Consider the following 11,883-nt stretch of genomic DNA (forward strand, 5'->3'; position numbering starts at 1 on the left):
CTCAGCACATACTGATGCCGGTATTAAATATCGGTTTGCCCGACAGCTTTGTTGAGCAAGGTACCAGAGAGGAGTTGCTGGCCATTTGTGGGTTGGATGTTCAGGGAATTACTACCCGAATTGAGACTTTCTGCGCTTAGTAGTGACTACATTATGTGTCTTGCAGGGTTATTATTCATCAGTTACGATTATAATAACCCTGCAAGACCTTATTAATTGAATCTTCCACCTCTTATAAGTTGAAATAATGGACAGGTTAAGAAATAAAATTCGTGATATTCCTGATTTTCCCAAGCCGGGGATTATTTTTAAGGATATTACGCCGCTGGTAAAAGATCCCGCAATGTTAAGGCTTGCTGTGCATCAATTGCTGCAGCCTTTTTTAGGTCGTGAAATTACTGCAGTAGCAGGCATGGAGGCTCGCGGTTTTATTTTTGGTGCATTGGTTGCCTGGGAGTTGGGGCTTCCTTTTATACCCTTGAGAAAACCCGGAAAGCTACCTTATGATGTGCAAAGCGTGGCTTATGATCTTGAGTATGGTTCGGCGGCACTAGAGGCGCATATTGATGCTTTTAATGTCAATGATCGGGTGTTATTGATCGATGATTTATTGGCCACTGGTGGAACTGCAAAGGCTAGTTGTGAGTTGGTTGAAAAGCTGGGTGCCAAGGTTGAAGCTTGTGCTTTTGTGGTGGAGTTGGACTTTTTGGAAGGAAGAGAAAAGCTGGGCAATTATGAAGTCTATTCGTTATTACATTTTTAGTTGATACCCTGTTTATCGGGTATCAACTATACACATTCAGCTTTATTATCTTGGTTTTTAAAAATAAGCTGAATGTCTTAAGTAATTGGGCAATAACCAAAGTTAATTGGGTTATTTCGCTTCGGTGTTCACTTCTGGAGCGGTTAGCGTTATGTTTTCTGTACTGATGTCAGTGCTTTTACTGGCGGGTTCTACGTCGTTATTCAGCTCATCATCGAAATCTAAAGATACTTCAAATTTGCCATCGGTAGCCAGATTATGGCGCCATTGTAAAAAAGCCTCGCGAGTAAATACATAAGGGTCCAGTGAGGCTTCATTAATAAATTTTAATGAGCCCTCTGCATTTGCACGAGTATTTAGCAAGGATATCAGTTGTACAGGTATGCCTACATAACTGGAAGGGTTTGCCGCCGTATCAAAAATCGCACCAGGAATGCCGCGAACAGTTGTTGGTCCCACTAAAGGGATTACCAAGAATGAACCCTTTGGAACGCCCCATACAGCCAGAGTCTGATCAAAGTCTTCCTCATTTTTTTCCAGGCCAACCTGTGTTGCTACATCAACAAAACCGGCCAGGCCCATTGTTGTATTAAGTGCCAAGCGTCCGGTATCGTGAGCACTTTGTGCAAATTTAGCTTGTAGAACATCATTAACAACCACGTTAATGTCTTTAAGATTACTGAAGAAATTGTAAACCCCGGTTTGTACAAACTGGGGTGTCACCCATTTATAGCTATCCGAAATAGGTTTGGCAACATAGTTATCAACACGATCATTAAAAGTATACATTTTTCGGTTAAAGTGCTCATAAGGGTCATCCTTATTTGCCACCTGTTGCTGCTCAGTAGCACTATTTGTTGCACAGCCACCTAGAAAAATGGTGGAAGCAATGAGCATGCCTAAGATATTTCTCTGACTTTTGGCATTACGATTGCCGCTGTATAGCTTGTTCATTTTGGTATAGAACCTGTAGCTTATAGTTTTGAATAATTATCAATTTTTTCGTTTATCTTTGTTATCAATGCATCAAAGCCTTCGCGTTGTAATATGGAGGTGTATTCTGATCTTTTCAAGGCTAAATCACTGACACCATTAGCGATAATATTAATAATGCGCCAGCTATCACCTTTTTCCTTTAGCATATAATCAAATTTAACCGGTTTATCGTCCGGAATAATCAAGTGACTATGCACAACAACGCCACCCCTTGTTGTTTCTTCTTCTGAATCAAAGACAAATGCTTCGCCAGAATAATCTTTAAAATTGTATGCATAAGAGGAAATGCTTAATCGGATAAAGACATCTACCAGCTTTTGTTGTTGGGCTTCAGATAGTTTTTCCCACTCTTTACCAACGACGATGCGGGCAATTTTTGTTAGGTCGTGGCTATTCGACACAGGGCCACTTAGTTTTTCATATCTTCCGGCATAGCCTAATTGCTTGCCATTTTTCATGACGGCGATGAGTTCTGTCTGAAATTTTTCAACGACTTGTTTGGCTGTTGCTGCACTTTCAGCCTGCGCGGAAGTGTGGATTGTTGCAAATAAACAAAATATAAAGATAGCAGTTAGCTGAATTTTTTTTAAAATCATAGTCAAAACCTCATAAAACGTGGCATTTTATTAAACGTTTTTAACGTTGCCTATGGACTTAACATACTCGTTAATTCCATAGGCAAAACTTTAACCCTGCATTGCCCTTTAACAACAGGGATTGATCAGGCTAAAGCTTTAACTTCGTTAGGGGATTGGTGTAGTTACCTTGCATTTGATCCGGACAGAAATGCGCTTAAGATCGATGCCATAACTAATTAGAAAGAGTAGTTCTGCTATTCGTTAATCAACTATTTCTACTCTGATAGGAATTCCTGAAAGCGTTGATAACGGTTTCTCTTCGGCATAGGCAGGCATCGGTTCAGGTATCATATCACCTTCGGTTTTAGGGCCTCTGATAGAGGTTAATAATGCTTTCAACGGATGCTTTAACATGTCTTCAACGGCAGTCGCTTCATAACCACAATGAGCCATGCAGCTTGCACATTTAGGGTTGTTAACGTTACCGTATTTATCCCATGGTGTGGTATCGATAAGCTCTTTAAAGCTTGCTGCATTACCTTCATCTGCCAGTAAATAACAAGGTTTTTGCCAGCCAAAAACATTCCGTGTAGGATTACCCCAAGGCGTACATTCATAGTTTTGATTGCCGGCCAAAAAATCCAGGTAAAGTGATGAATGATTTAATTGCCATTTGCGATTTTTGCCTATTCTAAAAATGCCCCTGAACAAATCTTTAACGTCTTTACCTTTAATAAATACATCTTGTTGTGGAGCCCTCTCATAACTAAATCCTGGGGCAATAGTAATACCTTCTACACCTAATTCTGTCGCATAGTCCAGAAAGTCAGCCACTTCTTGCGCATTTTCACCTTGAAAAAGGGTGCAGTTTATATTGACTCTAAAGCCTTTTCCCAAAGCTAACTTGATTGCTTCAACGGCTCTATCAAAGACGCCTTCCTGGCAAACAGAGGCATCATGCCTTTCCTGCATACCATCCAAATGGATTGAGAAAGTTAAATAAGGGGAGGGCGTATAATCATTAATCTTCTTTTTTAATAGCAAGGCATTCGTGCATAAATACACAAATTTCTTGCGTGCAATGATACCTGCAACAATTTGTGGCATCTCTTTATGAATAAGCGGTTCACCACCCGGAATTGACACCATGGGTGCGTTACATTCATCAACGGCCTGCATACATTCTTCGAATGATAAACGTTTGTCGAGAATGTCATCAGGATAATCAATTTTACCGCAACCCGCACAGGCCAAGTTGCAACGGAATAATGGTTCCAGCATGAGTACTAAAGGATATTTTTTAACCCCTTTTAGTTTTTGTTTAATTAGGTAACTACCGACCGCTAACTGCTGACGTAAAGGAACACCCACGAGCAAACCCTCCAAAATTGTTATAACTATTGATAGCCATTTTATATTGACCATCCTAAAACCACACTCATGATGTGGGATGATAATGATTGTACCTATAAAGCAACAGAAAATGGCTGTTTGAATAAATAATATTTGTCAAGATTTTTCAGTCTTGAAGTTTAGATATTTAAACAGACCTGCTTTATAATACAATCGCTTATCTATTCTTGAGTAGAATACTATCTTTTAACTAACGACTCCAGTTTTTACGCTAAATTATCTATATTACCGCTATATTACCGACACTTTTTGACTACGTTGTACAAATGCAACGTGGATCGTTAAATTATTGTTTTTATTATTAATAAGTAGCTGTACAGCCCAGCTAAACAAGGATGTTAACAATAAAACAACATTGCTTTGCAAAATACCAACAAACAGGCTATTATTGCCGTCAATTAATTTACTAACCCACTTGGGCCGACATCTAAAATATTATGAGCGAAACCCGAATATCCCTGGATAACCCTAAATCACTAAGCCAATTGTCTGATAATGATTTTCAGACACTCTTGCTTGAAGGCGTATCCAGAACATTTGCTCTAACTATTCCCCAGTTACCAAAACAGCTCTATAGCGCAGTTGCCAATGCTTATTTGTTATGTCGGATAGTCGATACGATTGAAGATGAAGTTTCATTGTCTGCAGCACAAAAAAAATATTTTTGTTCAGAGTTTATTGATGTTGTAAAAACCGGTGTCAATGCTGAACCCTTCGCAGTAGAGCTTGCACCATTACTTTCCGAGCAAACTATTCCCGCTGAACACACATTAATACATGTGTTACCTCGGGTTATACAAATTACGCATACGCTTGATGATGATCAAATTGAGGCATTGGCTTGCTGTGTAGAAACCATGGCTGAAGGCATGCCAATATTTCAGGCCCAGAATCTCCATGATGGTTTGCCACTATTGGCTGATTTGGACAGATATTGTTACTACGTTGCCGGTTGTGTTGGTGAAATGCTGGCCAAACTTTTTTGCCATTACTCTCCTGAAATTGCCAAGGATAAGGAAGAGTTGCTAACGCTATCGGTTTCTTTTGGTCAGGGTTTGCAGATGACCAATATATTAAAAGATATCTGGGATGATGCACAGCGCGGTGTTTGCTGGTTGCCACAAGATATTTTTACCGAAACAGGTTTTGATCTTAAAAACCTGAGTCCGGAAACAACTAACGAAAATTTTAGAGTAGGTCTGGAGCACTTAATTAGTATTGCTCACGGTCACTTGAATAACGCTTTGTTATACACCCTAAAAATACCGGCTCATGAAACCGGCATTCGCAATTTTTGTTTATGGGCGCTGGGTATGGCCGTTTTGACCTTAAAAAAAATCAAACAAAATCTGGATTTCAATCATTCTGACCAGGTCAAAATAACCCGTAAAAGTGTTAAGGCGACTATTCTGACAACCAAATTAATGGGCCGCAGTAACTTTTTGCTGACCGTGCTTTTTAATTTAACCAGTCGAGAACTGAAAGCTATTGACTGGACTTATTCAATATCTTCCTCAAAAGCCAATTCAGACCTTTAAGGACGTCATTATGTTTACCGATACTAATCCACAAACACAGACGAGTAATATTTCCAGCTCATCAACCGCTATTTATTCCAAGCCCTACAATCTTGACAAAGCCATTGACAGAGCAGAGGATAAACTCCTAAGCCTGCAAAATAAAGACGGTTATTGGCTGTTTGAGTTGGAGGCAGATTGCACAATATCGTCAGAATATATTTTGATGATGCACTATCTGGATGAGATCAATGAGCCCTTACAAGTAAAAATAGCTAATTATTTACGGTCTCGTCAGTCTGAAGATGGCAGTTTTCCGCTTTTCACCGGTGGTCCAGGTGATATTAGTGGTAGCGTTAAGGTTTATTATGCCTTAAAGCTTGCTGGCGACTCTCCTGACCTGCCGCATATGAGCCGTTTAAGAAATTACATTCTTGGTCAGGGCGGTGCGGCGACAGCTAATGTTTTTACACGCATTGAGCTGGCAAAATTTAAGCAGATACCCTGGCGTGGGGTTCCGTACATGCCGGTAGAAATTATGTTGCTGCCCAGATGGTTTCCCTTCCACTTGGACAAAGTTTCCTACTGGTCAAGAACAGTTATGGTGCCATTGTTTATACTTTGTACTTTAAAAGCAACCGCCAAAAATCCGAAAAAAATTAGTGTATCAGAACTATTTGTCACACCCCCTGATGAAGAACAGCATTATTTTCCTGAAAGAACTGTATTAAATAAAATTTTTTTGGGCCTGGATCTTTTAGGTCGGGCAACGCGTCCGTTAATCCCCAAAAAAGCTCAAGACCTGGCTATTAAAAAAGCTAAAGACTGGATTATTGAACGACTGAATGGCGAAGACGGATTAGGCGGTATTTGTCCGGCAATGATGGCAGCTTATGAAGCTTTGTTGCTGTTAGGCATGCCTAAAGATCATGAGCTTATTGTTATCGCCCGAAAAGCCATCGATAAGTTATTGGTTATCAATGAGCATGATGCCTATTGCCAGCCTTGCCTGTCACCGGTTTGGGATACTGCTCTGGCTGCATTAGCTTTGCAGGAGGTTCACAAAAGTAGTGATAGGGTTAATCCGGTGATTAATTTAGCGTTAACGAACGCTTACGACTGGCTGAAAAGCAAACAATTATCAGATGAGCCGGGGGATTGGCGTATTACCAAGCCTGATTTGGCAGGTGGCGGCTGGGCATTTCAGTTTGAAAATCCACATTATCCAGATGTCGATGATACGGCTGTCGTCGCTTTTGCCATGGCTGATTCTAACTTGCCTGATTTAGATCAATCAATACATCGGGCAACGCGTTGGGTAGTGGGTATGCAATCCAAAAATGGTGGTTACGGAGCTTTTGATGTGGATAATACCTGTTATTACCTCAATGAGATTCCGTTTGCTGACCATGGTGCCTTATTGGATCCGCCAACATCGGATGTCAGTGCGCGTTGTGCCATGTTAATGGCCAGAGTCGCCAAAAATCATGATGAATATCTCCCTGCTTTGGAACGTGCCCTGGAATATATACGTAACGAGCAGGAAGATGATGGCTCCTGGTTTGGCCGTTGGGGAACCAACTATATTTATGGTACCTGGTCTGTTTTACTCGGGCTGGAACAAACCAATCTACCCAAGACTGATCCAATTTATACTAAAGCCGCAAAATGGTTAAAAAGTAAGCAGCGTGAAGATGGCGGTTGGGGAGAAGATAACTACACTTATCACGATAAAAGCGTTAGTGGAAGTTATCATTTTAGTACGGCGTTTCAAACGTCTTGGGCTGTTTTAGGGTTGATGGCTGCAGGTGAAGCACATAGCCCTGAAGTAAAAGCCGGTATTGATTTTATTTTGCATAATCAGCAAACTGATGGCGTTTGGAATGATAAATGTTTTACTGCGCCGGGATTTCCCAAAGTTTTTTATCTCAAATACCACGGGTATGATAAATTTTTCCCACTTTGGGCATTGGCTCGCTATCGCAATGAACTAAACAAAAAGTGATCACCGGTATTGTTGTCGCTTTACCTGAAGAGTTGGCTACCCTGACGTCTAAAAAGATCAGTAAAGGCCATTGTCTTTTTATAGCCGATAAATTACTGGTTGCTTATTCAGGTACCGGCCCAATAAATGCAGGCTTGGCTGCTGAATTACTGGCTGCCAAAGGTGCCGGCCGACTTATAAGTTGGGGGTGTGCGGCAGCTCTTAGTGCATCATTAAAACCAGGTGATCTGATTCTGGCTGATAAGCTGATAGATGCCGGAAATTGTGAAATGGCTGTGAATACTGATTGGCATAGCGAAATCAAAAACAGACTTGCCAAGTTTATGGTCATTCATAGTGGAGCTTTAGTGGAGAGTATCAGTATTGTTTCCTCCAGTACCGATAAAAAACAACTACACTCAATAACGGGTGCAGTTGCACTGGATATGGAAAGTATCGCTATTGCCAAGGTCGCAAGTCAACACGCGTTGCCTTTCATCACCATCCGGGCGATTGTTGATCCGGTAATAATGAACTTACCTTTAGCGATTAATTATTCCCTTAATAACAGCGGGGATATTATGTTAGGCAAATTATTATTATTTCTTTTGCTACATCCTGCCGAGTTACCTGGATTAATAAAGCTGGGTTTGCATTTTAATGCAGCAAAGAAAACGTTAAAGTTGGTTGCCAGCTATATGGGGACAATAGCCCATAATTAACACCTAAAAATACAATACCTATTTGTCCGTCGTGTAAATAAACAAAAATCCTGTGCCACTTGGGTATATTAATTCTTGGATATCACCTTAAGAGTTTAAGTGAAAAAAGGAAGCCACTTATATTCTGTGCTTTACTCAAGATATCTTTAACCTTTAACCTTGAATAGCTAATATGACTTTCAGCATAGCCGAACTTTTTACTCAACATAGTACTGATAAATTTGATCTGCATGAGCAGCATCTTAATAATCAAATGGTCAGAATGTTAAAGACTATAGGCTACGACCGCCATTATAAGCGTGCCGTAGGACAATATCTTTATGATCAGTCGGGTACAGAGTATCTGGATTTGTTAAGTGGTTTTGGCGTATTTGCGATTGGTCGTAATCATCCTACCGTTATTAACGCTTTAAAGGAAACATTAACCCTGGAGTTGCCAAATCTTGTGCAGCTGGATGTATCTGTACTCAGCGGTTTACTGGCTAAAGAGCTTTTGAAAACGACGCCGGAAAATATTGATAAGATGTTTTTTTGTAATTCAGGAACAGAAGCCTTGGAAGCTGCCATCAAATTTGCCCGTTACACCACCAAACGGGAAAATATCGTTTTTTGTGAGCATGGCTATCATGGACTGACAATGGGCGCCCTTTCCTTATGTGGTGAAGAAATTTTCCGTGAAGGCTTTGGTCCGTTATTACCGGGTTGTAAAGCCATACCTTTTAACGATCTTGAGGCGCTGGAAAAAGCATTAAGTAATAATGACGTTGCTGCCTTTATTGTTGAACCTATTCAGGGCAAAGGCGTTAATGTACCTGATGATAATTATTTACCTGAAGTTGAGCGCCTGTGCAAAAAATATGGCACTTTATTTGTCGCTGATGAAGTACAAACAGGCATTGGGCGTACCGGAAAATTTTGGGCTATAGATCACTGGAATGTTAAACCGGATATGATTTGTATGGCTAAAGCCCTGTCAGGCGGTTTTGTGCCGGTTGGTGCTGTAGCAATGACCCAAAAAATCATGGATACCGTTTTTAATCGTATGGATAGAGCTGTTGTCCATGGCTCAACTTTTGGTAAAAATAATTTGGCGATGGCCGCAGGTTTGGCCACTTTGCATGTCATGGAAGAAGAAAAGTTGGTAGAGAACAGTTTAAAAGTCGGTACTGATATTATTAACAGTCTACAGGCATTATCTGAAAAATATGAATTCCTTAAAGGTGTTCGTGGTAAGGGCATGATGATTGCCATTGAATTTCAATCGCCTAAAAGTCTTCGTTTAAAAGCGGCGTGGGCCATGCTGGAAGCGGCGAATAAAGGCTTGTTCTGCCAAATGATCACCATACCTTTATTTAAAGAGCACCATATACTGACTCAGGTTGCCGGGCATGGTATGAATGTAATTAAACTATTGCCACCATTAAACCTGACGCAAAAAGATCGTGATCATATTGTCAGTTCATTTGATAAAGCCATTGCAGATACACATCAAATACCCGGCTCTATTTGGGAGTTAGGCAAGAATTTGGCAGGCCACGCTTTAAAAAGTAAAAAAAGTCGCTGAGGTCAAGATTATGAAAAAGTGGATTAAGTTAATCTTGTTAGTGTTGACTTTGGGTCAGGCAACATTAGTTATCGCTCATGCGGTTGTGACCGATTATTCATTAAAAGTGACCCCCATTCGTGCTAACCAACCAGACAATATAGAGCTTACTTTTAATTCCAAAATAGAACTGGGTCTGTCGCAAATTTTTTTAGTGCGTAAAGGCGATAAACATGAGTTATTGCAAGCAGAAACCGGCAGTAAGCAGGGGCAGATTATTATCCATATTCCGGCACTGGAACCAGGTGATTATGCCATCAGATTTAAAATATTCGCTGCTGATGGTCATTTAACCGAAGATGTTATTCATTTTTCAGTCTCTTAACAGGACCAGATAATGGCGGGCATAGCTGATTTTCTCGATTCTCTGATAGGCGGATTTGACCTGATTTGTTATTCATTAACAATTGGTGGCCTGTTTTGGGGGCTTTTTGTTTTGCGTCCCTGGAATAATCAGGATGGATACAATGCTGTATTGCTACAAAAAACGATAGCACTTATTTACAAAGGCGGTTTTTTACTGGCAGCAGCGCAACTTTTTAAAATAATTCTTAAAATCTGGTTGATGACTGCGGTTCTTGAGCGTTGGCCATTTCCTGAGTTTGCCAACACTACGCAATTTATTGGCGGTATTATACGGACGCTATTGGCTATTTTTCTGGCCGGTTATTGTTATCAGACGCTGAGTAAAAATCCGTTTTCGAAGGCGCATTGGACAACTGCTAGCATTGTGGCCTTGCCGATGATTATTTCAGGTGCCTGGCTGGTACATGCGGCCGGACGTTTTGACGATCGGTTTATGTTAATGTCGTTAACAGTTCTTCACCAACTGGCCGCTGCCGCCTGGATCGGTGGAATTTTTCAACTGGTTAATCTTTGGCTGTTACGTCAAAATAATCGGGTTACCGCCCAATTATGGCCTTTAATGCTACATCGATTTTCCTGGTTTGGCATCGCTTCAGTTGCCATGATTCTGGTTTCGGGGTTACCTATTGCCTTACAATATATTGATACCTGGAACGGTCTGATCGGCACCGGCTATGGTAATTTATTGATCGTAAAAATTACCTTATTGGCAATTGCCTTGGGATTTGCCTGGCTGAATAAAAGTGCCGTCCGTGAATACCGTATTTCCGGTGATCATTATGCATTAAACAACCGGGTACCTTATTACATTGAAGCGGAAACTGTCGTTTTAATCACGTTATTATTTACCGCTGCCAGTCTGGCTTCGCAACCACCGGCGATTGATATCTCCAATCTGACAGCAAGCTGGCAGGAAGTACTTAATACGTTTAGTCCACAAATTCCTCAAACCAATTCGCCCAGCCATGTTGCGCTGATAGCCGGTGAAGCAGGTCGGGTTGCCATTATTGATCAGGTTCCTTCAATGGCAGCAACCGAATGGTCAAATTATAACCATAATATCGCGGGAATTTTCCTAACGGCGATGAGTTTTTTTGCCATGCTTTCTTACATAAAGCATTTGCCATCTTCTTTTTCTGCTTTTGATAAATATTTGCCTTTAACCCGGTATTGGCCACTAGGCTTTATCGGTTTGGGAATTTTTCTGTTTTTTCGTAGTGATGCTGAATCCTGGCCGTTAGGGCCGATAAGTTTTTGGGATAGTACTTTTAATAACGGTGAAGTGTTACAGCATAGAATTGCAACTTTGCTGGTATTTACTCTTGGCATGATTGAACTGAGTGCCAGAATAACCAAAAACCCCCATAGCAAACTGGCATTTGTGTTTCCCATACTGGCAGCTTTTGGTGGATTAATGTTACTTACCCATTCACATGTGGGTTTTCAGGCTAAAAGTGCATTTCTTATCCAGGTTGGTCACACGACCATGGGTATTTTTTCTCTTATTCTGGCATGCGGTCGTTGGCTGGAATTAAAACTGGATAGACCGGGTAAGGACATTGCCGGTTTTATTTCTGTTGCCGCCCTTTTTCAGATTGGCATCGTTTTGATGTTCTATCGCGAGCCACTTTATTAATATGAATACACTACCCGATTATCCACTGCTTAATAATATCAATACTCCTGCTGATGTACGTAAACTCAGTAAAGACCAGCTTAAACCCTTGGCGAAAGAACTGCGGGATTATTTAACGCATACCGTGAGTATTTCTGGCGGCCATTTTTCTGCGGGTTTAGGTACAGTCGAGCTTACTGTGGCTTTGCATTATGTTTTTGATACCCCGTCTGACCAGTTGGTTTGGGATGTGGGGCATCAGGCGTATCCGCACAAGATTTTGACCGGCCGCAAAGAGCGGATGACGACTATCCGTACCCTCAATG

Annotated in this window: 11 protein-coding genes; 8 read left to right on the forward strand and 3 right to left on the reverse strand. The window is 41.0% G+C overall.

Features of this window, described 5'->3' with window-relative positions; genetic code table 11:
- The first annotated feature begins 247 nt into the window (after positions 1–247).
- The gene (locus N7974_RS19080) at positions 248–763 is read left to right on the forward strand and encodes an adenine phosphoribosyltransferase (protein ID WP_262967137.1); all 516 of its coding nucleotides are present in this window, start codon (positions 248–250) and stop codon (positions 761–763) included.
- Between the two features lie 111 nt (positions 764–874).
- Here the strand turns inward: N7974_RS19080 and N7974_RS19085 are convergent, their stop codons facing one another.
- The 3 genes from N7974_RS19085 to hpnH form a co-directional block, all read right to left on the reverse strand.
- Positions 875–1,717: an MlaA family lipoprotein gene (locus tag N7974_RS19085; RefSeq protein ID WP_262967138.1), complete on the reverse strand. Its 843-nt coding sequence runs from the start codon at positions 1,715–1,717 to the stop codon at positions 875–877.
- Positions 1,718–1,737: 20 nt separating this feature from the next.
- Positions 1,738–2,355 (reverse strand): ABC transporter substrate-binding protein, encoded by a 618-nt coding sequence (locus N7974_RS19090; protein ID WP_262967139.1) that lies wholly within the window; start codon positions 2,353–2,355, stop codon positions 1,738–1,740.
- 243 nt (positions 2,356–2,598) lie between these two features.
- Positions 2,599–3,708: an adenosyl-hopene transferase HpnH gene (hpnH, locus tag N7974_RS19095; RefSeq protein ID WP_262967146.1), complete on the reverse strand. Its 1,110-nt coding sequence runs from the start codon at positions 3,706–3,708 to the stop codon at positions 2,599–2,601.
- A gap of 479 nt (positions 3,709–4,187) precedes the next feature.
- Between hpnH and N7974_RS19100 the strand changes: the two genes are divergently transcribed.
- The 7 genes from N7974_RS19100 to N7974_RS19130 form a co-directional block, all read left to right on the forward strand.
- Positions 4,188–5,288 carry a phytoene/squalene synthase family protein gene (locus tag N7974_RS19100; protein WP_262967140.1) on the forward strand — a complete coding sequence of 367 codons (1,101 nt, stop codon included), beginning with the start codon at positions 4,188–4,190 and terminating at the stop codon, positions 5,286–5,288.
- 10 nt (positions 5,289–5,298) lie between these two features.
- Positions 5,299–7,272 (forward strand): squalene--hopene cyclase, encoded by a 1,974-nt coding sequence (gene shc / locus N7974_RS19105; RefSeq protein WP_262967141.1) that lies wholly within the window; start codon positions 5,299–5,301, stop codon positions 7,270–7,272.
- Positions 7,269–7,973, forward strand: a complete 705-nt coding sequence (locus N7974_RS19110) for a phosphorylase family protein (RefSeq protein ID WP_262967142.1) — start codon at positions 7,269–7,271, stop codon at positions 7,971–7,973. The genes shc and N7974_RS19110 overlap by 4 nt, the downstream gene beginning before the upstream one ends.
- A gap of 172 nt (positions 7,974–8,145) precedes the next feature.
- Positions 8,146–9,537: an aspartate aminotransferase family protein gene (locus tag N7974_RS19115; protein ID WP_262967143.1), complete on the forward strand. Its 1,392-nt coding sequence runs from the start codon at positions 8,146–8,148 to the stop codon at positions 9,535–9,537.
- Between the two features lie 10 nt (positions 9,538–9,547).
- Positions 9,548–9,901 (forward strand): copper resistance CopC family protein, encoded by a 354-nt coding sequence (locus tag N7974_RS19120; RefSeq protein ID WP_262967144.1) that lies wholly within the window; start codon positions 9,548–9,550, stop codon positions 9,899–9,901.
- A gap of 12 nt (positions 9,902–9,913) precedes the next feature.
- The gene (locus N7974_RS19125; RefSeq protein WP_262967145.1) at positions 9,914–11,578 is read left to right on the forward strand and encodes a copper resistance D family protein; all 1,665 of its coding nucleotides are present in this window, start codon (positions 9,914–9,916) and stop codon (positions 11,576–11,578) included.
- A gap of 1 nt (position 11,579) precedes the next feature.
- Positions 11,580–11,883, forward strand: a 304-nt coding sequence (locus tag N7974_RS19130; RefSeq protein WP_317451633.1) for a 1-deoxy-D-xylulose-5-phosphate synthase N-terminal domain-containing protein, incomplete at its 3' end; no start/stop codon positions are given.

The organism is Methylobacter psychrophilus (assembly GCF_025583945.1).
Taxonomy (GTDB): Bacteria; Pseudomonadota; Gammaproteobacteria; order Methylococcales; family Methylomonadaceae; genus Methylobacter_C; species Methylobacter_C psychrophilus.

What these genes read in the sequence shown, in the direction of transcription:
- N7974_RS19125 (WP_262967145.1), top strand. Translation starts at nt 9,914, where the DNA reads ATGGCGGGCATAGCTGATTTTCTCGATTCTCTGATAGGCGGATTTGAC.
- N7974_RS19085 (WP_262967138.1), bottom strand. Translation starts at nt 1,717, where the DNA reads ATGAACAAGCTATACAGCGGCAATCGTAATGCCAAAAGTCAGAGAAAT.
- shc (WP_262967141.1), top strand. Translation starts at nt 5,299, where the DNA reads ATGTTTACCGATACTAATCCACAAACACAGACGAGTAATATTTCCAGC.
- N7974_RS19100 (WP_262967140.1), top strand. Translation starts at nt 4,188, where the DNA reads ATGAGCGAAACCCGAATATCCCTGGATAACCCTAAATCACTAAGCCAA.
- N7974_RS19115 (WP_262967143.1), top strand. Translation starts at nt 8,146, where the DNA reads ATGACTTTCAGCATAGCCGAACTTTTTACTCAACATAGTACTGATAAA.
- N7974_RS19120 (WP_262967144.1), top strand. Translation starts at nt 9,548, where the DNA reads ATGAAAAAGTGGATTAAGTTAATCTTGTTAGTGTTGACTTTGGGTCAG.
- N7974_RS19080 (WP_262967137.1), top strand. Translation starts at nt 248, where the DNA reads ATGGACAGGTTAAGAAATAAAATTCGTGATATTCCTGATTTTCCCAAG.
- N7974_RS19090 (WP_262967139.1), bottom strand. Translation starts at nt 2,355, where the DNA reads ATGATTTTAAAAAAAATTCAGCTAACTGCTATCTTTATATTTTGTTTA.